22 protein-coding genes and 1 tRNA gene are annotated in these 22,134 nt (G+C 70.9%); 13 read left to right on the forward strand and 10 right to left on the reverse strand.

Annotated features, from left to right (window positions below; genetic code table 11):
• The first annotated feature begins 34 nt into the window (after positions 1–34).
• The 5 genes from acs to ACWCPM_RS02145 all read left to right on the forward strand — a co-directional run bounded on the left by acs (position 35) and on the right by ACWCPM_RS02145 (position 5,554).
• Positions 35–1,990: an acetate--CoA ligase gene (gene acs, locus ACWCPM_RS02125; protein ID WP_450974205.1), complete on the forward strand. Its 1,956-nt coding sequence runs from the start codon at positions 35–37 to the stop codon at positions 1,988–1,990.
• 234 nt (positions 1,991–2,224) lie between these two features.
• Positions 2,225–3,646, forward strand: a complete 1,422-nt coding sequence (nhaA, locus tag ACWCPM_RS02130) for a Na+/H+ antiporter NhaA (protein WP_450974206.1) — start codon at positions 2,225–2,227, stop codon at positions 3,644–3,646.
• A gap of 89 nt (positions 3,647–3,735) precedes the next feature.
• On the forward strand, positions 3,736–4,251 hold the full coding sequence (locus tag ACWCPM_RS02135; protein WP_450974207.1) for a phage holin family protein: 516 nt from the start codon (positions 3,736–3,738) through the stop codon (positions 4,249–4,251).
• A complete protein-coding gene (locus ACWCPM_RS02140) occupies positions 4,248–5,186 on the forward strand; it encodes an alpha/beta fold hydrolase (protein WP_450974208.1) in 939 nt (312 codons plus the stop codon). The genes ACWCPM_RS02135 and ACWCPM_RS02140 overlap by 4 nt, the downstream gene beginning before the upstream one ends.
• Before the next feature lie 188 nt (positions 5,187–5,374).
• Positions 5,375–5,554, forward strand: a complete 180-nt coding sequence (locus ACWCPM_RS02145) for a hypothetical protein (protein ID WP_450974381.1) — start codon at positions 5,375–5,377, stop codon at positions 5,552–5,554.
• Between the two features lie 38 nt (positions 5,555–5,592).
• Here the strand turns inward: ACWCPM_RS02145 and ACWCPM_RS02150 are convergent, their stop codons facing one another.
• The 3 genes from ACWCPM_RS02150 to nth all read right to left on the reverse strand — a co-directional run bounded on the left by ACWCPM_RS02150 (position 5,593) and on the right by nth (position 8,709).
• Positions 5,593–6,792 (reverse strand): MarP family serine protease, encoded by a 1,200-nt coding sequence (locus ACWCPM_RS02150; RefSeq protein WP_450974209.1) that lies wholly within the window; start codon positions 6,790–6,792, stop codon positions 5,593–5,595.
• Positions 6,793–6,869: 77 nt separating this feature from the next.
• Positions 6,870–7,565 (reverse strand): NUDIX hydrolase, encoded by a 696-nt coding sequence (locus tag ACWCPM_RS02155; protein ID WP_450974210.1) that lies wholly within the window; start codon positions 7,563–7,565, stop codon positions 6,870–6,872.
• A gap of 82 nt (positions 7,566–7,647) precedes the next feature.
• Positions 7,648–8,709 carry an endonuclease III gene (gene nth, locus ACWCPM_RS02160; protein WP_450974211.1) on the reverse strand — a complete coding sequence of 354 codons (1,062 nt, stop codon included), beginning with the start codon at positions 8,707–8,709 and terminating at the stop codon, positions 7,648–7,650.
• 276 nt (positions 8,710–8,985) lie between these two features.
• Here nth and ACWCPM_RS02165 point away from each other — a divergent pair, with 276 nt between their 5' ends.
• A complete protein-coding gene (locus ACWCPM_RS02165) occupies positions 8,986–9,660 on the forward strand; it encodes a Crp/Fnr family transcriptional regulator (RefSeq protein ID WP_351138581.1) in 675 nt (224 codons plus the stop codon).
• A gap of 159 nt (positions 9,661–9,819) precedes the next feature.
• Here the strand turns inward: ACWCPM_RS02165 and ACWCPM_RS02170 are convergent, their stop codons facing one another.
• From ACWCPM_RS02170 to ACWCPM_RS02190, 5 genes are all read right to left on the reverse strand, one after another.
• On the reverse strand, positions 9,820–10,284 hold the full coding sequence (locus ACWCPM_RS02170) for an SRPBCC family protein (protein WP_450974212.1): 465 nt from the start codon (positions 10,282–10,284) through the stop codon (positions 9,820–9,822).
• A 77-nt stretch (positions 10,285–10,361) separates the two neighbouring features.
• Entirely contained in the window at positions 10,362–11,192 is an 831-nt protein-coding gene (locus ACWCPM_RS02175; protein WP_450974213.1) for an MBL fold metallo-hydrolase, read from the reverse strand.
• Entirely contained in the window at positions 11,189–12,094 is a 906-nt protein-coding gene (locus ACWCPM_RS02180; RefSeq protein ID WP_450974214.1) for an NUDIX hydrolase, read from the reverse strand. Before ACWCPM_RS02180 ends, ACWCPM_RS02175 begins: the two co-directional genes overlap by 4 nt.
• Before the next feature lie 69 nt (positions 12,095–12,163).
• Entirely contained in the window at positions 12,164–12,631 is a 468-nt protein-coding gene (locus tag ACWCPM_RS02185) for a RidA family protein (protein WP_450974215.1), read from the reverse strand.
• Entirely contained in the window at positions 12,628–12,789 is a 162-nt protein-coding gene (locus ACWCPM_RS02190; RefSeq protein WP_010986011.1) for a DUF4177 domain-containing protein, read from the reverse strand. Before ACWCPM_RS02190 ends, ACWCPM_RS02185 begins: the two co-directional genes overlap by 4 nt.
• 107 nt (positions 12,790–12,896) lie before the next feature.
• Between ACWCPM_RS02190 and ACWCPM_RS02195 the strand changes: the two genes are divergently transcribed.
• Positions 12,897–13,874, forward strand: coding sequence for an ArsA family ATPase (locus tag ACWCPM_RS02195; protein ID WP_450974216.1), 978 nt, complete (start codon positions 12,897–12,899; stop codon positions 13,872–13,874).
• A complete protein-coding gene (locus tag ACWCPM_RS02200; RefSeq protein WP_450974217.1) occupies positions 13,871–15,283 on the forward strand; it encodes an ArsA family ATPase in 1,413 nt (470 codons plus the stop codon). Before ACWCPM_RS02195 ends, ACWCPM_RS02200 begins: the two co-directional genes overlap by 4 nt.
• A gap of 245 nt (positions 15,284–15,528) precedes the next feature.
• Here ACWCPM_RS02200 and wblA read toward each other — a convergent pair whose 3' ends face one another.
• Complete coding sequence (gene wblA / locus ACWCPM_RS02205; protein ID WP_391014411.1) at positions 15,529–15,867, reverse strand: transcriptional regulator WblA; 339 nt, start codon at positions 15,865–15,867, stop codon at positions 15,529–15,531.
• A 418-nt stretch (positions 15,868–16,285) separates the two neighbouring features.
• Between wblA and ACWCPM_RS02210 the strand changes: the two genes are divergently transcribed.
• Positions 16,286–18,598 (forward strand): transglycosylase domain-containing protein, encoded by a 2,313-nt coding sequence (locus tag ACWCPM_RS02210; RefSeq protein ID WP_450974218.1) that lies wholly within the window; start codon positions 16,286–16,288, stop codon positions 18,596–18,598.
• Positions 18,599–18,832: 234 nt separating this feature from the next.
• Here the strand turns inward: ACWCPM_RS02210 and ACWCPM_RS02215 are convergent, their stop codons facing one another.
• On the reverse strand, positions 18,833–19,297 hold the full coding sequence (locus ACWCPM_RS02215) for a GatB/YqeY domain-containing protein (RefSeq protein WP_450974219.1): 465 nt from the start codon (positions 19,295–19,297) through the stop codon (positions 18,833–18,835).
• A gap of 94 nt (positions 19,298–19,391) precedes the next feature.
• Between ACWCPM_RS02215 and ACWCPM_RS02220 the strand changes: the two genes are divergently transcribed.
• The 4 genes from ACWCPM_RS02220 (at position 19,392) to ACWCPM_RS02235 (ending at position 21,919) form a co-directional block, all read left to right on the forward strand.
• Positions 19,392–20,318, forward strand: a complete 927-nt coding sequence (locus tag ACWCPM_RS02220) for a metallophosphoesterase (protein WP_450974220.1) — start codon at positions 19,392–19,394, stop codon at positions 20,316–20,318.
• Positions 20,319–20,554: 236 nt separating this feature from the next.
• Positions 20,555–21,349 (forward strand): Pr6Pr family membrane protein, encoded by a 795-nt coding sequence (locus ACWCPM_RS02225; RefSeq protein ID WP_450974221.1) that lies wholly within the window; start codon positions 20,555–20,557, stop codon positions 21,347–21,349.
• Positions 21,350–21,381: 32 nt separating this feature from the next.
• Positions 21,382–21,455: transfer RNA gene (locus tag ACWCPM_RS02230), tRNA-Pro, on the forward strand.
• A gap of 188 nt (positions 21,456–21,643) precedes the next feature.
• Positions 21,644–21,919 carry a hypothetical protein gene (locus ACWCPM_RS02235; protein ID WP_450974222.1) on the forward strand — a complete coding sequence of 92 codons (276 nt, stop codon included), beginning with the start codon at positions 21,644–21,646 and terminating at the stop codon, positions 21,917–21,919.
• Positions 21,920–22,134 lie beyond the last annotated feature (215 nt).

Below are 22,134 nucleotides of genomic sequence, written 5' to 3' on the forward strand. Positions count from 1 at the left end.
GGACACAACGGACACCCTTCGAGAGGGAGATGTCGTGAGCAACGAGAGCCTGGCCAACCTGCTCAAAGAAGAGCGCAGGTTCGCGCCACCCGCCGACCTGGCCGCGGACGCCAACGTCACGGCGGAGGCGTACGAACAGGCCAAGGCTGACAGGCTCGGCTTCTGGGCCGAGCAGGCCCGTCGGCTGACCTGGGCCAAGGAACCGACGCAGACACTGGACTGGTCGAACCCGCCGTTCGCCAAGTGGTTCGAGGACGGCGAGCTCAACGTCGCGTACAACTGCGTGGACCGGCATGTGGAGGCCGGGCACGGCGACCGCGTGGCCATCCACTTCGAGGGCGAGCCCGGCGACAGCCGCGCCGTCACCTACGCGGAGCTCAAGGACGAGGTCTCCAAGGCCGCCAACGCCCTGCTGGAGCTCGGCGTCCGCAAGGGCGACCGCGTGGCCGTCTACATGCCCATGATCCCCGAGACCGCGGTCGCGATGCTGGCCTGCGCCCGGATCGGTGCCGCGCACTCCGTGGTCTTCGGCGGCTTCTCGGCCGACGCGCTCGCGACCCGCATCCAGGACGCGGACGCCAAGGTCGTCATCACCTCCGACGGCGGCTACCGGCGCGGCAAGCCGTCCGCGCTCAAGCCGGCCGTGGACGACGCGGCCGACAAGGCGGGCAACGTCGAGCACGTCCTCGTCGTGCGCCGGACCGGCCAGGAGGTGGCCTGGACCGAGGGCCGTGACGTGTGGTGGCACGACGTCGTCGACCGTCAGTCCGCCGAACACACCCCGGAAGCCTTCGGGGCGGAGCATCCGCTCTTCATCCTCTACACGTCCGGTACGACGGGTAAGCCGAAGGGCATCCTGCACACCTCCGGCGGCTACCTCACCCAGACGTCGTACACCCACCACGCGGTCTTCGACCTCAAGCCGGAGACGGACGTGTACTGGTGCACGGCCGACGTCGGCTGGGTGACCGGGCACTCGTACATCGTGTACGGGCCGCTCGCCAACGGCGCGACCCAGGTGATGTACGAGGGCACCCCGGACACCCCGCACCAGGGCCGCTTCTGGGAGATCGTGCAGAAGTACAAGGTCACGATCCTCTACACCGCGCCCACGGCGATCCGGACGTTCATGAAGTGGGGCGACGACATCCCCGCGAAGTTCGACCTCTCCAGCCTCCGGGTCCTGGGCTCGGTCGGTGAGCCGATCAACCCCGAGGCCTGGATCTGGTACCGCAAGCACATCGGCGCCGACCGCACGCCGATCGTGGACACCTGGTGGCAGACCGAGACCGGCGCGATGATGATCTCGCCGCTGCCCGGTGTCACCGAGACCAAGCCCGGTTCGGCGCAGACGCCGCTGCCCGGTATCGCCGCCACCGTCGTGGACGACGAGGCGAACGAGGTGCCCGCCGGCGGCGGTGGCTATCTGGTCCTCACCGAGCCGTGGCCGTCGATGCTGCGCACGATCTGGGGCGACGACCAGCGGTTCCTCGACACCTACTGGTCGCGCTTCGAGGGCAAGTACTTCGCCGGCGACGGCGCGAAGAGGGACGACGACGGCGACATCTGGCTGCTCGGCCGCGTCGACGACGTCATGCTGGTCTCGGGGCACAACATCTCCACCACCGAGGTCGAGTCCGCGCTGGTCTCCCACCCCTCCGTCGCCGAGGCGGCCGTGGTGGGCGCGGCGGACGAGACGACCGGGCAGGCCATCGTCGCCTTCGTGATCCTGCGGGGCAGCGCGGCGGAGACCGAGGACCTGGTCGGCGAGTTGCGCAACCACGTCGGGACCACGCTCGGCCCGATCGCCAAGCCCAAGCGCATCCTGCCGGTGGCGGAGCTGCCGAAGACCCGCTCCGGCAAGATCATGCGCCGGCTGCTGCGCGACGTCGCCGAGAACCGCCAGCTCGGTGATGTGACGACGCTGACCGACGCGGCGGTCATGGACCTCATCCAGGCGAAGCTCCCGGCGGCGCCCGGCGAGGACTGAGCCCGGCACGGAAGGGGCACCCGGCGACCGACGCGTCCGAGACGGACGACGGTCGCCGGGTGCCCCTTTTGCTCGCCGGGTTCCGCATTCGCACGTAACGTGAAGGTCGGCTGACGGCCCGCCGCACCTTAGCCAGCCTAAGGACCGCGTAAACAGTGCGACAATGCTTCCAGGTGCGCCGGGAAGTCTGGTCGGCATGTCGCTCGCGCTGCCCACCGACCGGAGGCCTTCCTCGTGACCGCCCCCCGCACCGCTCGCAAGATCTTCGGCCGTCTGTCCCTTCCGGAGCGGAACTTCGTCGCGGACGCGTTGCGCACCGAGACGGTCGGCGGCGTGCTCCTGCTCGTCGCCGCGCTCGTCGCGCTGATATGGGCGAACCTCCCCGTCCTGGGCGACAGCTACGAGACCGTCGCGAACTTTCCCATCGGTCCCGCCGCCCTCGGTCTCGACCTCTCCCTCGCCCACTGGGCGGCCGACGGCCTGCTCGCGGTCTTCTTCTTCGTCGCCGGCATGGAACTCAAGCGTGAGCTGGTCGCCGGCGATCTGCGCGAACCCAGGGCGGCCGTGCTGCCGGTGATCGCCGCCCTGTGCGGCATGGCCGTACCGGCGCTGGTCTACAGCCTCACCAACGGCCTGGGCGGCGGCTCCCTGGCCGGCTGGGCGGTGCCGACCGCCACGGACATCGCCTTCGCGCTCGCCGTGCTCGCCGTCATCGGTACGTCGCTGCCGAGCGCCCTGCGCGCCTTCCTGCTGACGCTCGCCGTCGTCGACGACCTGTTCGCGATCCTGATCATCGCGATCTTCTTCACCGGCTCCCTCGACTTCGCCGCCCTCGGCGGCGCCCTCGTCGGGCTCGGTGTCTTCTGGCTGCTGCTGCGCAAGGGTGTGCGCGGCTGGTACGTCTACGTCCCGCTGGCCCTGGTGATCTGGGCGCTGATGTACAACAGCGGCGTGCACGCCACCATCGCCGGCGTCGCCATGGGCCTGATGCTGCGCTGCACCACGCACGAGGGCGAGGAGCACTCACCCGGCGAGCACATCGAACACCTGGTGCGCCCCCTGTCGGCGGGCCTCGCCGTACCGCTGTTCGCCCTGTTCAGTGCGGGTGTCTCCGTCTCGGGCGGCGTCCTCGGGGATGTCTTCACCAAGCCGGAGACGCTGGGCGTCGTCCTCGGACTCGTCGTCGGCAAGACCGTCGGCATCTTCGGCGGCACCTGGCTGGCCGCCCGCTTCACCCGGGCCTCGCTGAGCGAGGACCTGGAGTGGGCGGACGTCTTCGCCGTCGCGTCGCTGGCCGGTATCGGCTTCACGGTCTCGCTGCTCATCGGGGAGCTGGCGTTCGAGGGCGACGCGGTGCTGACGGACGAGGTCAAGGCCGCCGTACTGACCGGGTCGCTGATCGCGGCACTGATCGCGACGGTGCTGCTGAAGGTACGGAACGTCAAGTACCGCAGGCTCTGCGAGGACGAGGAGCGCGACGACGACCTCGACGGCATCCCGGACATCTACGAAGAGCACGACCCGGCCTACCACCTGCGGATGGCGGAGATCCACGACCGCAAGGCCGCCGAGCACCGCCGGCTCGCCGCGGTCAGGGCCGCCGAGCTTGCCGAAGTGGGCGGCGGGGCAGGCGATGAGGGCAGCGGTCCGGCATGATCTGACGAGACGGTACAAAAGACGGGACCGTACCCAGTCGGGCACCGACTGACCCCGTACGCAGCAGTACGCAGAAGAGGGAGACCGCGATGAGCGCACCCGACGGCAGCCCGGTCGGCGCCGAACGCAGCATCGGCCAGCTGTTCGCCTCGGCGACGGCCGACATGTCGGCGCTGGTGCACGACGAGATCGCGCTGGCCAAGGCCCAGCTGAGGCAGGACGTCAAGCGCGGTGCGACGAGCGGCGGCGCGTTCGCGGTGGCGGGCGGGCTGCTCCTGTTCTCCCTGCCGATGCTCAACTTCGCGCTGGCGTACGGCATCCGGACCTGGAGCGGGTGGAACCTCGCGGTCTGCTTCCTGCTGTCGTTCGCGGCCAACGTCCTCATCGCCCTCGTACTGGCGCTGATCGGTGTGGTGTTCGCGAAGAAGGCCAAGAAGAGCAAGGGCCCGCAGAAGGTCGCCGCGTCGATGAAGGAGACGGCGGGCGTCCTGCAGAAGGCCCGGCCGCACCCGCGTCCCGAGCGGCCCGCGCTGCCCGCGCTGCCCGCGCCGGCGCGCGACCGCGCCCCCGAGGCCATCGAGGCTGTGGCACGCTCGTCGTCATGACGGAACCCGACACTCCTTCGGCGCAGCCCGCCTCGGTCGTCCGCCCGGACGGCCCCTGGACGCACCGGGAGGTGGCGGCGAACGGCGCGCGCTTCCACATCGCGGAGCTGGGCGACGGGCCGCTGGTGATGCTGGTCCACGGCTTCCCGCAGTTCTGGTGGGCCTGGCGGCACCAGCTGGTCGCGCTCGCGGACGCCGGGTTCCGGGCCGTCGCCATGGACCTGAGGGGCGTCGGCGGCAGCGACCGCACCCCGCGCGGCTACGACCCGGCCAACCTCGCCCTCGACATCACCGGTGTGGTCCGCTCGCTCGGCGAGCCGGACGCGGCGCTCGTCGGACACGACCTCGGCGGCTATCTGGCCTGGACGGCGGCCGTGATGCGGCCCAAGCTGGTGCGCCGCCTGGTCGTGTCGTCGATGCCGCACCCCCGGCGCTGGCGCTCGGCGATGCTGGCCGACGCGCGGCAGACGGCGGCCAGTTCGCACATCTGGGGCTTCCAGCGGCCGTGGATCCCCGAGCGGCAGCTCGTCGCCGACGACGGGGCGCTGGTGGGCCGGCTGATCCGGGACTGGTCCGGGCCGCGGCTGCCGGAGGACGCGGCGGTGGAGACGTACCGGCGCGCGATGTGCATCCCGTCGACGGCGCACTGCTCGGTCGAGCCGTACCGGTGGCTGGTCCGCTCGCTGGCGCGTCCCGACGGCATCCAGTTCAACCGCCGGATGAAGCGCCCGGTCCGGGTGCCGACCCTGCATCTGCACGGCTCGCTCGACCCCGTGATGCGCACCCGCAGCGCGGCCGGCTCCGGCGAGTACGTCGAAGCCCCCTACCGCTGGCGCCTGTTCGACGGTCTCGGCCACTTCCCGCACGAGGAGGACCCGGCGGCGTTCTCCCACGAGCTGATCAGCTGGCTGAAGGACCCCGAGCCGGACCGCTGACATCGCCTGAGCAAGCTCCCGGCCGCCCCGACCGGGCGTGGAGGCCGCGGACTCGACGGCCCGGCGCGCCGTTCCGCCCGGAATGCGGTGCGATGCACCTGTCATACGAACTGCCAAATGCCTGGCGCATAAGCCAATTGAGCGCGCCGGAGGCGGTTATGGACCTTGGGACGGGGCAGACGTCGGGTATGGGCTGGACGCACGAACACAGTGACGCGGCACGCACACACCGCTCGGCGAGCGGTCCGGGCACCCATCACCGGGGCACCCCCCAACTGGCCGCCACCGACCTGAGGGTGGGCATTCCGCGCATTCTGCGCCGCCGGGCCCGCTGGGTCTCGGTACGGCTGCGTCATCCGCGCGGCTGACCCCCCCCTACGGCCCGAAGGCCGCGCACTCCCCCGGACTACAGGGCGCAGCTGTCGCTGCCCACCTGCTGGTTCGCCGTTCGGCCCTTGGTGATGTCCTCGCGGATCTCGTCCACGGTCAGCGCGTATCCCGTCTCGGCGTCGTCGAGGGACTTCGCGAAGACCACACCGTAGACCTCGCCGTCGGGTGTCAGCAGCGGGCCGCCGGAGTTGCCCTGTCGGACGGTCGCGTACAGCGAGTAGACGTCGCGGCGGACCGTGCCCCGGTGGTAGATGTCCGGGCCGTTCGCCGTGATGCGCCCCCGCACGCGCGCGGAGCGCACGTCGTAGGCGCCGTTCTCCGGGAAGCCGGCGACGATCGCGCCGTCCCCGGTCCCCGCGTCCTCGCCGGCGAACTTCAGGGCGGGCGCGTCCAGGTCCGGCACGTCGAGCACCGCGATGTCGCGCTGCCAGTCGTAGAGGACGACCGTGGCGTCGTAGCGCCGGCCCTCGCCGCCTATCTGGACGGTGGGTTCGTCGACGCCGCCCACGACATGCGCGTTGGTCATCACCCGGCGCTCGCCGAAGACGAAGCCGGTGCCCTCCAGGACCTTTCCGCAGTCCTGCGCCGTGCCCATCACCTTGACGATGGAACGCTGGGCGCGGGCCGCGACGGCGCTGCCCGCGAGCGCCGGGTCGGGCGGCTGCACATCGGTGATGGGCTCGTTGGCGAACGGGCTGAAGACCTGCGGGAAGCCGTTCTGCGCAAGGACGGAGGAGAAGTCCGCGAACCAGGTGTCGGCCTGCGTGGGCAGCGCCCGCGACACACCGAGCAGCACCTTGGAGCTGCGCACCTCCTTGCCGAGCGTCGGCAGGGTGGTGCCGGCCAGCGCCGAGCCGATCAGCCAGGCGACCAGGAGCATGGCGGCGACGTTGACGAGGGCGCCGCCGGTCGCGTCCAGGGCGCGGGCCGGGGACCAGGTGATGTAGCGGCGCAGCTTGCTGCCCAGATGGGTCGTCAGGGCCTGGCCGACGGAGGCGCAGACGATCACGACGACGACCGCCACGACGGCGGCGGTGGTGCTCACCTCGGCGTTGGCGGTCAGCGCGTCCCAGATGACGGGCAGTGCGTAGACCGCGGCGAGGCCACCACCGAGGAAGCCGATCACCGACAGGATGCCGACGACGAAGCCTTGGCGGTAGCCCACGATCGCGAACCACACGGCGGCGACCAGCAACAGGATGTCCAGCACGTTCACCGCTTCAAGCCTCGCCTCGTCATTCCGCGATCACACCTGGTCGGCCGGGGGCCCGGCAACAGCACGACGTCACCCTGTCATGACCGCCAGTCGAGCGGGACCTGCTTGTCGCGGTCCCACGGTCTCTCCCAGCCCGCGTAGTGCATCAGTCGGTCGATGATTCCGGCGGTGAAACCCCAGACAAGGGCGGATTCGACCAGAAACGCCGGACCTCGATGGCCGCTGGGATGCAGGGCCGTGGCGCGGTTGGCGGGGTCCGTGAGATCCACCACGGGGACCGTGAAGACGCGGGCCGTCTCGTTCGGGTCCACGACTCCCACCGGGCTCGGCTCCCGCCACCAGCCGAGCACCGGCGTCACGACGAAGCCGCTGACCGGGATGTAGAGCCGGGGGAGCACGCCGAACAACTGCACACCGGCGGGGTCCAGGCCCGTCTCCTCCTCGGCCTCGCGCAGGGCCGCCCACAGCGGGCCGTCCGCCTTCGGGTCGCCGTCCTCGGGGTCGAGCGCGCCGCCGGGGAACGAGGGCTGCCCGGCGTGCGAGCGCAGCGAACTCGCCCGCTCCATCAGCAGCAGCTCGGGGCCGCGCTCGCCTTCCCCGAACAGGACGAGCACTGCGGACGGGCGGCCCGCGCCGTCCTTCGGCGGCAGGAACCGGCTCAGCTGGCGCGGCTCGACCGTCTCGGCGGCGCGCACCACGGGGGCCAGCCACTCGGGCAGCCCGTCCTTGCTGAGCGCCACCGAGCCGCCTCGTGTCTCACTCGCCCGCGTCATCGCCACCCCCGTCGTCCTGATGGTCCAACGTGGCGCGGCACCGCGATCGTTCCGGGTGGGGCGTACGCGTCGCTGCCCCGCGTCATGCGGACCCCAGCGGAGGGGCCGGCTTGCCGCCCGCGTCCAGATAGGCCTGCGGGGGCCTCAGCCGCTGGCCGGGGAAACCGCCCTTCTCGTACTTGAGCAGCTTCTTCGCCTTCTCGGGGTCCGTCTCGCCCTCGCCGTACGCCGGGCAGAGCGGTGCGATGGGGCAGGCGCCGCAGGCGGGCTTGCGGGCGTGGCAGATGCGGCGGCCGTGCCAGACGACGTGGTGCGAGAGGTCCGTCCAGTCGCTCTTCGGGAACAGCTCCGCCACGGCGACCTCGATCTTGTCCGGGTCGGTCTCCTCGGTCCACTTCCAGCGCCGGACCAGCCGCTGGAAGTGCGTGTCCACGGTGATCCCGGGACGGCCGAAAGCGTTGCCCAGGACGACGAAGGCGGTTTTGCGGCCGACGCCGGGCAGCTTGACGAGGTCCTCGAGCCGGCCCGGGACCTCGCCCCCGAAGTCCTCCGTGAGGGCCTTGGACAGCCCTATGACCGACCTGGTCTTGGCCCGGAAGAAGCCGCACGGCCGCAGGATCTCCTCGACCACCTCGGGGTTGGCGGCGGCGAGGTCCTCCGGGGTCGGGTACTTCGCGAAGAGGGAGGGAGTGGTCTGGTTGACGCGCAGGTCGGTGGTCTGGGCCGACAGGACCGTGGCGACGAGGAGCTGGAAGGAGTTCTCGAAGTCGAGTTCGGGGTGGGCGTACGGGTAGACCTCGGCGAGCTCGCGGTCGATCCGGCGGGCCCGGCGGACCAGCGCGGTCCGCGACTCGTCGCGCGGCGGCCGCGGGGTGTCCGCCGCCTTGCCGGCGGCCGAGGACTTCCCGGGGGCGGCGGCCTTCTTCGCGGCGGTGGTGCTCTTCCGGGCCGTCGAGGTCTTCGCGGCGGTGGCGCTCTTCCGGGCGGCGGCGGGGCTCTTCGCGCGGGTCTTCCCGGCGGCCGTCGGCTTCGCCGGGGCGGCCTTCTTCGCGACGGCCCGCCCGGCGGGAACGGCCTGCTGCGACGCCACCCGTTTCGCCGTCTTTGCCGCTTTCTCCTCGCCGCCGGAATCCTGTTCGCCCATAGCGGAATCTCGACGTGCAACCACCCGCGCAGCCCCCTGTGCCTGTGCTCTCACCGGCGTTTTGGACACCCGGCCAGCCTAAGCCCCGGCACCGACATCCGCCCCGGACCCTGAAGATCAGCGCCCAATTGGACCCCTGCCGCTTACCAGTGGACACCGGTGCGGCATCCTTGTGACAGATCACACTGTTTGGACGGTCGGGCAAAATGGGCACCAGGGTGCCTTGGAACACCTGGGGAGAAAGCTCCCCTGAGCAGGTCGACAAGGAGAGAACTCGTGGACGACGTTCTGCGGCGCAATCCGCTCTTCGCGGCGCTCGACGATGAGCAGGCCGCGGAGCTGCGCGCCTCCATGAGTGAGGTGACCCTCGCGCGAGGTGACTCCCTGTTCCACGAGGGCGACCCGGGCGACCGGCTCTACGTGGTCACCGAGGGCAAGGTGAAGCTGCACCGCACTTCGCCGGACGGCCGGGAGAACATGCTGGCCGTGGTCGGTCCCAGCGAGCTCATCGGTGAGCTGTCGCTCTTCGACCCGGGCCCGCGCACGGCGACCGCCACCGCGCTGACCGAGGTCAAGATGCTCGGTCTCGGCCACGGTGACCTCCAGCCCTGGCTGAACGCCCGCCCCGAGGTCGCCACCGCGCTGCTGCGCGCCGTCGCCCGGCGCCTGCGCAAGACCAACGACGCGATGTCCGACCTCGTCTTCTCCGACGTCCCCGGCCGTGTCGCGCGCGCCCTGCTGGACCTGTCCCGCCGGTTCGGCGTGCAGTCCGAGGAGGGCATCCACGTCGTCCACGACCTCACGCAGGAGGAGCTGGCCCAGCTGGTCGGCGCGTCCCGCGAGACGGTCAACAAGGCCCTCGCCGACTTCGCCCAGCGCGGCTGGCTGCGGCTGGAGGCCCGTGCGGTCATCCTCCTGGACGTGGAGCGCCTCGCGAAGCGCTCGCGCTGACGCCTCCCGGGACCTGGATGCCAGGATCTTGATGCCAGGCACCAGGTCCGCCGGCGTGGGCGGCCAGGCGTACGCCGACCGCCGCCCCCGGACTCGCCTCGCGCCCTGGATTCACCTCGCACCCGGACGCGCCGTGCAGCACGCGCGCGTGCACGGGAGTCAGGGCGCCGAGGCCCTGCCGAGCGGGCGTCGCCCCTCGCGCACCGCGATCCGGGCCAGCTTCGTCAGCATCATGCCGTTGCGGACCCTGACGACGTAGTCCACGGGAAGTCCGTGCATCCGGACGCCGGGGCCCCGCAGAGGGTGCCAGTCGATGGTGAGGAGCGTGGCGCCGCCCCAGGGCAGCAGGGTCATGGCGATACGGGCCGCGCCGAACGGGTCGGCCTGCGCCTCCAGTTCGAGCCGGCGCTCCGGTTCGCTGATCCGCACGACACAGGTGTCGTCGACGGTCAGGGCGCCGACGCCGACGCGGACCTTGAGGCGGGCGCCGACTTCGGGCCAGTGCGCGTCCGCCGCGAGGATCCGCCGGGTGCCCGTCACCCACTCCCCGTAGCGACGGCCGTCGCTCAGCAGGCTCCAGACCTCCGACGGCGAGGTGAGGATCAGACGGCGGTTACGGGCCATGCCGACCACGCTCCCTCCGGAGGACGCAGCACATGCCCTCCAGGGTGCGGGCGGCCCGGCGGGGACGCACCTCGGCCTCAGATGAGCCCGTGCTCCGCCAGGTAGTCCAGCTGGGCCCCCACCGACAGCTCGGCCGCCGGCCACAGGGTGCGGTCGACGTCGGCGTACACACGGGCCACGATCTCGGAAGGCGTCCGGAACCCGTGCTCGACGGCCGTCTCGACCTGGGCGAGCCGGTGGGCGCGATGGGCGAGGTAGTACTCCACAGCCCCCTGGGCGTCCTCCAGAACCGGCCCGTGGCCCGGCAGGACCGTGTGGACGCCGTCGTCGACCGTGAGGGACCTCAGGCGCCGCAGGGAGTCCAGGTAGTCGCCCAGGCGGCCGTCCGGGTGCGCGACGACCGTCGTGCCGCGCCCCAGCACCGTGTCGCCCGTCAGCACCGCCCGGTCGGCCGGGAGGTGGAAGCTCAGCGAGTCCGCGGTGTGGCCGGGCGCCGCCACGACCCGCAGCTCCAGGCCGCCGGCATCGACCACGTCCCCGGCGCCCAGTCCCTCGTCGCCCAGCCGCAGCGCCGGGTCCAGCGCCCGTACCTTGGTCCCGGTCAGCTCGGCGAAGCGGGCCGCGCCGGCCGCGTGGTCGGGGTGACCGTGGGTCAGCAGGGTCAGGGCGACGCGCTTTCCCGCGCGCTCGGCGGTGTCGAGGACATGGCGCAGGTGTCCCTCGTGCAGCGGGCCGGGATCGACCACGACGGCGACCGCCGAGTCGGGCTCGGACAGCAGCCAGGTGTTCGTGCCGTCCAGGGTCATCGCGGACGGGTTGGGCGCGAGGACGTTGACCGCGCGCGCGGTGGCGGGTCCGGTCACGACCCCGCCCCGGGGCCGGCCGGGCAGGGCGCTCGCGTCCGTCATGCGGGGGCTCCACCGGTCGGGATGTGCTTGGTGAACTCGTCGTGGCCCGGCCAGGACAGCACCAGTTCGTCGCCCTCCAGACGGGCCTGTGCCAGGACGGCCGTCAGATCGCGGCCCGGGGCCGCCGCGAGCGCGTCCGCGGCCGTCCCGTACGCCGTCAGCTGCCGCAGCGTCGCGATGGTGGGCGGCATCATCGTCAGCTCGCCCTTGTCGTAGGACGCGGCCGCCTCGGCCGGCCGGATCCACACCGTGCGGTCCGCCTCCGTGGAGGCGTTGCGCGTGCGCTGCCCCTCGGGCAGGGCGGCGACGAAGAACCAGGTGTCGTAGCGGCGGGCCTCGAACTCCGGGGTGATCCAGCGCGTCCAGGCACCCAGCAGGTCGGAGCGCAGCACCAGTCCGCGGCGGTCGAGGAACTCGGCGAAGGAGAGGTCGCGCGCGACCAGGGCGGCGCGGTCCGCCTCCCAGTCCGGCGCGGTGGTGTCGCCGACGACCGAGTCGGCGTCCGGCCCGGCCAGCAGGACGCCCGCCTCCTCGTACGTCTCGCGTACGGCCGCGCAGACGATCGCCTGGGCGGCCGTCTCGTCGACGCCGAGCCGGTCCGCCCACCACGCGCGCGTGGGGCCGGCCCAGCGGATGGGGCGGCCCCCGGGACCTTCACTCCGGTCCGGCGGCGAGAAGCCCCCGTCCCGCGGGTCGACGCCGCCGCCCGGATAGGCGTAGGCGCCCGCCGCGAAGGCCATGGAGGCACGGCGGCGCAGCATGTGGACGACGGGTCCTGAGCCCGTGTCCTTGAGCAGCATGACCGTGGCCGCGCGCTTGGGGGTCACCGGTGTGAGGGAGCCCGACGCCAGCGCGCGGATCCGGTCCGGCCACTCCGGGGGGTACCACTGACCGTTCGCCATGGGCGCGAGGCTATCCCGTGGTGAGCGGATGTTCGAGAGGCGGTGATCACCTCGCCGGCCACCCGTGCGCTACGGCTGGACGAGCTCCACCAGGATCTCGACCTCGACCGGCGCGTCCAGCGGAAGCACCGCCACACCCACCGCGCTGCGCGCGTGCACGCCCTTGTCGCCGAGGACCTCTCCCAGCAGCTCGCTCGCACCGTTGACGACGCCGGGCTGGCCGGTGAAGTCGGCGGCGGAGGCGACGAAGCCCACGACCTTCACCACACGGGCGATCCGGTCCAGGTCGCCCGCGACGGACCTGACGGCCGCCAGCGCGTTCAGGGCGCAGATGCGGGCGAGGTCCTTGGCCTCCTCCGCGGTGACCTCCGCACCGACCTTGCCGGTGACCGGAAGCTTGCCCTCCACCATCGGGAGCTGGCCGGAGGTGTGGACGTAGGGCCCGCTCTGCACGGCCGGCTGGTAGGCGGCCAGCGGCGGGACGACCGCCGGCAGCGTCAGCCCGAGCTCCGTGAGCTTCGCCTCGACCGCGCTCACGCCTGCCTCTCCCGCTTCAGGTAGGCCACCAGCTGCTCGGGGTTGTTCGGCCCGGGCACGACCTGGACGAGCTCCCAGCCGTCCTCGCCCCAGGTGTCCAGAATCTGCTTCGTGGCGTGGACGAGCAGCGGCACGGTTGCGTATTCCCACTTGGTCATGGGGCCGACTGTATCCGCTGGCGGCGGCGGCCTTCGCGGCCCACCGGGGCGAGCGTTGTCCACAGGGTGCAGATTGCTTTCCGCGCGAACTGGTTACGCTCGAAGACGTGAGCAGGCTCCAGGTCGTCAGCGGCAAGGGCGGGACCGGTAAGACGACGGTCGCCGCCGCCCTAGCGTTGGCTCTGGCCACCGAGGGGAAGCGGACGCTTCTCGTCGAGGTCGAGGGCCGACAGGGCATCGCACAGCTCTTCGAAACGGAGGCGCTCCCCTACGAGGAGCGGAAGATCGCCGTCGCCCCGGGCGGCGGCGAGGTGTTCGCCCTCGCCATAGACCCCGAACTGGCCCTTCTGGACTACCTCCAGATGTTCTACAAACTGGGCAGCGCCGGACGGGCCCTGAAGAAGCTCGGCGCGATCGACTTCGCCACCACCATCGCGCCCGGCCTGCGGGACGTGCTCCTGACCGGCAAGGCGTGCGAGGCGGTCCGGCGCAAGGACCGGGCAGGACGGTTCGTCTACGACTACGTGGTGATGGACGCCCCGCCCACGGGCCGGATCACCCGCTTCCTGAACGTCAACGACGAGGTCGCCGGTCTCGCCAAGATCGGCCCGATACACAATCAGGCGCAGGCCGTGATGCGGGTGCTGAAGTCCCAGGAGACCGCCGTCCACCTGGTGACCCTCCTGGAGGAGATGCCCGTCCAGGAGACCGCGGACGGCATCGCCGAGCTGCGGGCGGCGAACCTGCCGGTCGGCCGGGTGATCGTGAACATGGTGCGGCCCGAGATCCTGGACGCGGCCGACCTGGACCTCGTGACGACGATGCCGCGCGGCGCTCTCGCGCGGTCGCTGTCGGCGGCCGGGCTCGGCGGGGCGCGCCGCGGACAGAACGCCGAGAAGCTGGTGGACCCGCTGGTGGCGCAGGCGCAGGAGTACGGCGAGCGGTATCTGCTCGAGCACGAACAGCGCGCCGTCCTGGCCGAGCTGGGCCTGCCGCTGCACGAACTGCCGCTGCTCGCCGAGGGCATGGACCTGGCGGGCCTGTACGAACTGGCCACCGAGCTGCGGAAGCAGGGGATCTCATGAGTCCCGACCCCACATCGGCGCACCACCACCGGCTCCCGCCGGCGCGCGTACTCGACGTCGATCCGCTGCTGGACGATCCGAAGACCCGCATCGTGGTGTGCTGCGGGTCGGGCGGGGTCGGCAAGACCACCACGGCCGCGGCGCTCGGCCTGCGGGCCGCCGAGCGCGGCCGCAAGGTCGTCGTGCTCACCATCGACCCGGCGCGGCGGCTGGCGCAGTCCATGGGCATCGACTCGCTGGACAACACCCCGCGCCGGGTGAAGGGCGTCGAGGACCGCTCAGGGGCATCGCGCGGCGATGCGGTCGAGGGTGGTGGTGGGCGACGGGCGGGCGGCGAGCTGCACGCGATGATGCTCGACATGAAGCGCACCTTCGACGAGATCGTCGAGGCGCACGCGGACCCCGAGCGGGCCGCGGTCATCCTGGGCAACCCCTTCTACCAGTCGCTGTCCGCCGGCTTCGCCGGCACGCAGGAGTACATGGCGATGGAGAAGCTGGGCCAGCTGCGCGCCCGCGACGAGTGGGACCTGATCGTCGTCGACACCCCGCCCTCGCGGTCCGCGCTGGACTTCCTGGACGCGCCCAAGCGGCTCGGGTCGTTCCTCGACGGGCGGCTGATCCGGCTGCTCACTGCCCCGGCGAAGCTGGGCGGCCGGGCGGGGATGAAGTTCCTGAACGTCGGGATGTCGATGATGACCGGCACGCTGGGCAAGCTCCTCGGCGGTCAGCTGCTGAAGGACGTCCAGACGTTCGTGTCCGCGATGGACACCACGTTCGGCGGGTTCCGCACCCGCGCGGACGCGACGTACAAGCTGCTCCAGGCTCCCGGTACGGCATTCCTGGTCGTCGCGGCCCCGGAGCGGGACGCGCTCCGGGAGGCCGCGTACTTCGTGCAGCGACTGGCCGCCGAGGACATGCCGCTGGCCGGGCTGGTGCTCAACCGGGTCCACGGCAGCGGCGCCGACCGGCTGTCGGCCGAGCGGGCGCTCGCCGCCGCGGAAAATCTTGAAGAGCCCCGCATTGTGGATCAGGCGGACGGGAAAGCTGGACTTCGTAACTCTCCCGACATGTACGGCAGTTCAGATTCACCCGCTTCCGAGGCACCGGCTCGCACCGAGGGCTCCCCCACCGCCCCCGACGAGGACGACTCCCCCGTCGTCGCGGACGAGCAGACCTCGCAGCGCCCCGTCGACCAGCTCGCGGCAGGCCTCCTGCGGCTGCACGCGGAACGTATGCAACTCATCGCACGAGAGCAGCGCACCCGTGACCGCTTCACCTCGCTGCACCCCGAGGTGGCGGTGGTCGAAGTGGCCGCGCTGCCGGGCGATGTGCACGACCTCACGGGACTGCGGAACATCGGCGAACGGCTCGCGGCGCACCGGCCGGAGCTGCCCGTCGATGACGTCTGAGGGCGGACTCCCCACAAGGGGCACCCCACAGGAGATGCCCGCGGTCAGGGGATGGCCGCAGTCCTCAGCGTCACTCGGCAGCCCAGTCGCGTGAGCCTCGTCGTGCTCGGCTCCGCGACCCTTGAGCCCGGTCACCTTGAACCCGCTCGCGCTCAGCCGCATGACCGATGAGCCCGCTGGCGCTCGGCTCCGTGACCGTTGAACCGGGTCGCGCTCAGCCCAGTGACCGATGAGCCCGCTGGCGCTCAGCCCACCGCCGCGAAGTTCTCGTACACCTCGTCGTCGTCGAGGGGTACCAGGCCGGCACCCCGTTCGTACTCCGTCCGCGCGGTCTCCAGGAGCCGGCGCCAGGAGGTGACGGTCGGTCGCCTGCGCAGCAGTGCGCGGCGCTCCCGCTCGGTCATTCCTCCCCACACGCCGAACTCGACGCGGTTGTCCAGCGCATCGGCCAGACATTCAGTGCGTACCGGACATCCGGTGCACACCGCCTTGGCCCTGTTCTGCGCTGCTCCCTGAACGAACAGTTCATCCGGATCGGTAGTGCGGCAGGCCGCCTGCGCACTCCAGTCGGTTACCCAGCCCATACCGGCGCCGTCCTCTCCCGAATCGAGGCTCCCCCACGGCGGCAGCGGCATATTCACCGCCGCCAGTTGAGGACGTTACGGAAGGCAGGCACGGCGCAACACCCCCAGCGGGCCCAATCTTGAATGGCCCGAACGGACTATGCGTAGGCGGCAGATCACCCGGGGGAGTGAGCCTGCGACATGCACGACAATCCCGGCAATCAGGGATGGTTCAGTTGCGTCACAACGGACGCCAAGTGACACACAAGGTCGATTCGGGCACGCCCCCAACACACCTCGACAAAAAAGGCCGAGGGGATCCGGAACGATTCGGGGTCGCCGGACGTATTGATACGTAGCCCTACTGCTGTGACAGTTGAGAGCAGCTTAGGCCAAGGCATATACGCGTGTCCGGCGAATGAGAACGTAGGCTGCCCTCATGCCAAAGAAGCGCTCGGGTGGTGGTCTGTCGCCAACGCAGCAGGCCGCCAAGTTCCTCGGTGTCAGTGTGCTCGCGGGAGCCGTCATGGCCGGCATCGCGCTGCCCGCCGTCGGCGCGCTGGGTCTCGCGGCGAAGGGGTCGGTGGAGAGCTTCGACGAGCTCCCCGCGAACATGCGGACCCCGCCGCTCAGCCAGCGGACCACCATCCTCGACTCGCGCGGCGACGACATCGCCACGGTCTACTCGCGCGACCGCACGGTGGTCGAGCTGAAGGACATCTCGCCGTACATGCAGAAGGCGATCGTCGCGATCGAGGACTCGCGCTTCTACCAGCACGGCGCGGTCGACCTCAAGGGCGTCCTGCGCGCGCTGAACCGCAACGCGCAGAGCGGCGGCGTCGCCGAGGGCGCGTCCACGCTCACCCAGCAGTACGTGAAGAACGTCTTCGTGGAGGAGGCCGGCGACGACCCGACGAAGGTCGCGCAGGCCACCCAGCAGACCCTCGGCCGCAAGATCCGCGAACTGAAGTACGCGATCCAGGTCGAGGAGGAGCTCGGCAAGAAGAAGATCCTCGAGAACTACCTGAACATCACGTTCTTCGGCCAGCAGGCCTACGGCATCGAGGCCGCCTCCCAGCGCTACTTCTCGAAGTCCGCCAAGGACCTCACCCTCCCCGAGGCGGCGCTCCTCGCGGGCATCGTCCAGTCGCCCAGCCGGTACGACCCGGTCAACGACGAGGCGGAGGCCACCAAGCGGCGCGACATCGTCCTCCAGCGCATGGCGGACGTCGGCGACATCTCGCAGGCGGACGCCGACGAGGCCATGAAGGTGCCGCTGAAGCTGGAGGTCAGCCGGCCGCAGAACGGCTGCATCACCGCCGTCAAGGGCGCCAGCTTCTTCTGCAAGTACGTCGAGAAGGTCTTCCTCAACGACCCGGTCTTCGGCAAGACCAAGGAGGAGCGGGCGAGGCTCTGGAACCAGGGCGGTCTGACGATCAAGACCACCCTCGACCCGCAGGCCCAGGAGTCGGTCCAGGACTCGCTCGCCGACCACGTCAACAAGGACGACCAGATCGCCGCCGCGACCACCCTGGTCGAACCGGGCACCGGCAAGATCCTCGGCATGGGCCAGTCGAAGCCGTACGGCTACAACAAGAACGAGACGGAGTACAACTACTCCGTCGACTCCGCCTGGGGCGGCTCGAACTACGGCTTCCCGACCGGTTCGACGTTCAAGCCGTTCGTCGCGGCCGCCGCGCTGGAGCAGGGCCGGCCCGCCACGCAGGAGTACTCGTCGCCGTACGACATGGAGTACCCGAGCCCCGTCCAGACGTGTTCCGGCAAGCCCTGGGTGAACACCGGCCCGAACAAGGCGACCGTCGAGAACGAGGACGAGTCCGAGGTCGGGCCGTACCGGCTGAAGGAGGCGACGGCCAAGTCGGTCAACACCTACTTCGTGCAGATGATCTCGGACATCGGCATGTGCCCGGTCGTGAAGCTGACCGACAGCCTGCACGTCGTGCAGGGCAACGGCGAGAAGCTGCCCGAGGTCCCCGCGATCGCCCTCGGCTCCAAGGGCATCTCCCCGCTGACCATGGCGAGCGCGTACGCCGCCTTCGCCTCGCGCGGTACGTACTGCACCCCGGTCGCGATCGAGTCGATCAGCCAGAAGATCGGCAACGAGGAGAAGTCGCTCAAGGTCCCGAAGACGACCTGCACGCGAGCCATGTCCGAGACCACCGCCGACACCATCAACGAACTGCTCGGCGGCGTGATCGACTCCGGTACGGGCCAGGAGGCCGGCCTCACCGACCGCGACAGCGCCGGTAAGACGGGTACGACGGACGAGCGCAGGAACGCCTGGTTCGTCGGCTACACGCCCAACCTCGCGGGCGCGGTCTGGGTCGGCAGCGCCACCCAGCAGGTCGAGATGGAGAACATCACCATCGGCGGCGTCTACCACGACAAGGTCTACGGCGGCCGGGTCCCCGGCCCGATCTGGCGTGACGCCATGACCGGCGCGCTCATCGGCAAGGAGGCGGCGTCCTTCGTCCACGTCGACATCCCGGACATCGACAAGGACCGCGATCGCGACGAGGGTGACGGCGGGCGCGGCCGCGGCGACGGCAACAACGACAACGACAACGGCGACGACCGGGGCGGCCTGATCGAGGGCCTGATCAACGGAGGCGCCGACGGGGGGCCGGACCCGAAGCCGTCGTTCTCCATCCCCGAGGGCTGGATCCAGGGCGGCGACAACGGCGGAGCCAACGGCAACGGAACCGGCGGAGTCGGCGGCAACGGGCCGTGACGACGAAGCCCGGCGCCAACCGGCAGGAGGGAAACGGCCGGTAGGCCACGACCGGTGGGGATCGACCGGTGGGATCAGCCGGTGGGCAACAGCAGTGGTACGCCGATGGGGGCGCCCCTTTGAGAGGGGCGCCCCCATCGGCGTACGGGAAGGGTGGGCTCAGGCGTACGGGAAAGGTGAGGCTCGGGCGTACGGGAAGGGCGGGGCTCAGCTCGCCCTGCCGGAAGGTCCGGCTCAGCCCGCGAGGAGCTTCTTCACCGCCGCCGCGACGCGGCCGCCCTCCGCCTGGCCCGCGACCTTCGGATTCACGATCTTCATGACCGCGCCCATGGCCCGCGGCCCCTCGGCGCCGGCCGCCTTGGCCTCCTCGACGGCCTGGGCGACGATCGCCTCCAGCTCGTCGTCGGACATCGGCCGGGGCAGGTACGTGGCGAGCACCTCGCCCTCCGCCTTCTCGCGCTCGGCCGACTCGGCGCGACCACCCTGGGCGAAGGCGTCCGCGGCCTCGCGCCGCTTCTTCGCCTCCTTGGTGATCACCTTCTGGACCTCGTCGTCGGAGAGCTCGCGCTTCTCCTTGCCCGCGACCTCCTCCTTCTGGATCGCGGCGAGGGTCAGCCGGAGCGTCGAGGAGCGGAGCTCGTCGCGCTTCTTGATGGCGGCGTTGAGGTCTTCCTGCAGCTTCGACTTGAGCGTGGTCATGACGTCGATTGTCGCAGGTGTGCACAGCCGGACGCCCGTTGATTTAAGGGGCGGTCGGCGCGGGGCCACGAAGGGGTCTGACACGATGGGGCGTATGCGCGCGCGATACGGAGTACCCCTCGGCATCACGGCGGTCGCGGCCGCCGGTCTCGTCTACTCGGCCGGGTTCGAGACCCGTTCGTTCCGCCTGCGGCGGGTGACCGTCCCCGTGCTGCCGACGGGCATGCACCCGATGCGCGTGCTGCATGTCTCCGACATCCACATGGTCAGTGGTCAGCGCAAGAAGCAGCGCTGGCTGCGCTCGCTGGCCGGCCTGCGCCCCGACTTCGTGATCAACACCGGCGACAACCTCTCCGACCCGGAGGGCGTGCCGGAGGTGCTGGACGCGCTGGGCCCCCTGATGGAGTTCCCGGGCGCGTACGTCTTCGGCTCCAACGACTACTACGGGCCCAAGCTGCGCAACCCCGCCCGCTATCTGTTCGAGAAGGCCCAGGGCCGGCACGGCCTGAACGGCAACGCGCCGGCGGTCGGTGTCGTCCACAACCCGTGGGAGGACCTGCGGGACGGCTTCGACGCGGCGGGCTGGCTGAACCTCACCAACACCCGGGGCATGCTGAAGATCGACGGCGCCTCGGTGGAGATGACCGGCGTGGACGATCCGCACATCAAGCGGGACCGCTATGCGCAGGTCGCGGGCGGTCCGTCGGCCGACGCGGACTTCTCGATGGGCGTGGTGCACGCGCCCTACCTGCGCAGCCTGGACTCCTTCACGGCGGACGGCTACCCCCTGATCCTGGCCGGCCACACCCACGGCGGCCAGCTGTGCATCCCCTTCTACGGCGCCCTCGTCACCAACTGCGACCTCGACACGGAACGGGTGAAGGGCCTGTCGACGCACAGCTCGGAGGGCCGGACGTCCTACATGCACGTGTCGGCGGGATGCGGAGCGAACCGGTACACACCGGTGCGGTTCGCATGCCCGCCGGAAGCCACGTTGCTGACGCTGGTAGGGCAGGAGTAGAGACCGGCGGCCCACGACCGACACCAGGTCGAACCGGTCAGCGGCGGGGCCGGGGCGAAGGGCCGCGGCCGACCGCGGCAACACCGGGCAGACTGCGCCAAGACCGCGCGGGGTCGCGGCGAGACCGGGCAGGACGACGGCGAGACCGCGCAGGACGACGCCCCCGGAGGGCCTCGGCGTAACCCGCACAGCCCACCCATGATGCCCCATTTGCCCTACATGCCTAGCGTGAGGGCATGACCGCCCCGATACCCAGGGACATCCCGGACCTCCCCGCGATCCCCGGCATCCCCGCGCCGCTTCCCTCGCCGGTCCCCGCCACGGCGGTGGTGCCCCCCGTACGCCGCCCCCTGACCGCCGCTTTCCGCCTCCTCACCGCCCTGGCGGCGGCGGCCGGCGTGACGATCTTCCTGGTCCTCGGCGACCCCCTGCGCATGCTGAGCCACTTCACGATCCAGAGCAGCATCCTGCTGGCCCTGGTCCTCGTCGCCTCGGGTCGCCGCGCATGGACGGCCCGGCGCCCGCTGCCCCCGTCACTGCTGGGCGCGGCGCTCCTGTACGTCGTGGCCGCGGCGCTGGTCCACCACCTGCTCCTGGCGAAGGTGACGGGCCCCTACGCGATGACCGGCACGGTGACCGGAGGCACGACACCCGCGCCGCTCCGGACGATCGCCGATCACGTCCTCCACACGGCGGTCCCGATCGCGGCCGTCCTGGACTGGCTGCTCCTCACACCCCCCGGCCGCCTGCACCTCCGCCAGGCCGCCGGCTGGCTGCTGTACCCCATGGCCTACCTGGCCTTTTCCCTCCTCCGGGGGGAGTACCTGCCCACGGCCACGCCGGGCCACTACCTCTACCCCTTCCTCGACGTCGACCAGCACGGCTACAAGAGCGTCCTGGGCAACGCCCTGCTCCTGGGCCTGTCCCTCTACGCCCTGGCCGTCCTCCTGGTCGCCCTCGACCACGCCCGCCCGAACCCGGTCCGCCACCACGGCAAAACCGGATTTCGTCTCCAGCCCCCCGTGGGCTAAAGTAAACGTCGTCGCCGCGACAGCAGCGACATCGGGGTGTAGCGCAGCTTGGCAGCGCGCTTCGTTCGGGACGAAGAGGTCGTGGGTTCAAATCCCGCCACCCCGACAGTGAAGTACTAGGTCAGGTCCGATGCTGAGAGATCAGCATCGGGCCTGATTTGCTGTGTGGGCCCGTCTTGGGAGCCATGTGGGAGCCGCGTCCAAGAGCCGGCTCCCAGCACGCGACCTCTCCTTTGTCTTGGTCGACTTTGTCTTGGTCGACGCCGCCACTCCTTCCTCACGATACGGCGCTGATTGAGGTGGTTCCGCAGCTACTGGGACGAAGAGGACACCTGGTTCTACTTCGAGGTCAGCGACGACGGATGGGTGAACCGTCAGGTCGAACTCGAAGGACCCGCGCTGCGCCCCATCGCGGCCGCGTCGGCCGAAGACGACGACACCCGCTACGGCTTCACTGCGGAGTCACCTGTCAACGATGGGGAAGGGCACGTCGAGGAGCCGCTGACCCTCGCTGACTTCGAAGAGGTCTGGGCCGAAGCTCGGCGACACCTCACGGCACCCGAAGCCTGACATGCCGGCCGCTGGCCTTCTGACCGGCTGAGCCGCGAACAACTTCGCGGGAAGCCCGAGCTCCTGCCACCTGCTTGCAGGCTTGCTCATGATCGTGGGTTCAAATCCCACCACCCCGACCCGCCCCACCCCGCTCCGTGGTCGCGGCCGGACATTGCGTCGCGCAGCCGTGGCGCTGTCACAAGACGGCGGGCTATTCGGTCAAAGCACCAAGC

It is taken from the genome of Streptomyces sp. NPDC002309 (assembly GCF_053593375.1).

Bases quoted from the DNA above. Each gene is read 5' to 3' on its own strand.
- ACWCPM_RS02135 (WP_450974207.1), top strand. From the start codon at position 3,736: ATGAGCGCACCCGACGGCAGCCCGGTCGGCGCCGAACGCAGCATCGGC.
- ACWCPM_RS02140 (WP_450974208.1), top strand. From the start codon at position 4,248: ATGACGGAACCCGACACTCCTTCGGCGCAGCCCGCCTCGGTCGTCCGC.
- ACWCPM_RS02145 (WP_450974381.1), top strand. From the start codon at position 5,375: ATGGGCTGGACGCACGAACACAGTGACGCGGCACGCACACACCGCTCG.
- ACWCPM_RS02155 (WP_450974210.1), bottom strand. From the start codon at position 7,565: ATGACGCGGGCGAGTGAGACACGAGGCGGCTCGGTGGCGCTCAGCAAG.
- nth (WP_450974211.1), bottom strand. From the start codon at position 8,709: ATGGGCGAACAGGATTCCGGCGGCGAGGAGAAAGCGGCAAAGACGGCG.
- ACWCPM_RS02170 (WP_450974212.1), bottom strand. From the start codon at position 10,284: ATGGCCCGTAACCGCCGTCTGATCCTCACCTCGCCGTCGGAGGTCTGG.
- ACWCPM_RS02175 (WP_450974213.1), bottom strand. From the start codon at position 11,192: ATGACGGACGCGAGCGCCCTGCCCGGCCGGCCCCGGGGCGGGGTCGTG.
- ACWCPM_RS02180 (WP_450974214.1), bottom strand. From the start codon at position 12,094: ATGGCGAACGGTCAGTGGTACCCCCCGGAGTGGCCGGACCGGATCCGC.
- ACWCPM_RS02190 (WP_010986011.1), bottom strand. From the start codon at position 12,789: ATGACCAAGTGGGAATACGCAACCGTGCCGCTGCTCGTCCACGCCACG.
- ACWCPM_RS02200 (WP_450974217.1), top strand. From the start codon at position 13,871: ATGAGTCCCGACCCCACATCGGCGCACCACCACCGGCTCCCGCCGGCG.
- wblA (WP_391014411.1), bottom strand. From the start codon at position 15,867: ATGGGCTGGGTAACCGACTGGAGTGCGCAGGCGGCCTGCCGCACTACC.
- ACWCPM_RS02210 (WP_450974218.1), top strand. From the start codon at position 16,286: ATGCCAAAGAAGCGCTCGGGTGGTGGTCTGTCGCCAACGCAGCAGGCC.
- ACWCPM_RS02215 (WP_450974219.1), bottom strand. From the start codon at position 19,297: ATGACCACGCTCAAGTCGAAGCTGCAGGAAGACCTCAACGCCGCCATC.
- ACWCPM_RS02220 (WP_450974220.1), top strand. From the start codon at position 19,392: ATGCGCGCGCGATACGGAGTACCCCTCGGCATCACGGCGGTCGCGGCC.
- ACWCPM_RS02225 (WP_450974221.1), top strand. From the start codon at position 20,555: ATGACCGCCCCGATACCCAGGGACATCCCGGACCTCCCCGCGATCCCC.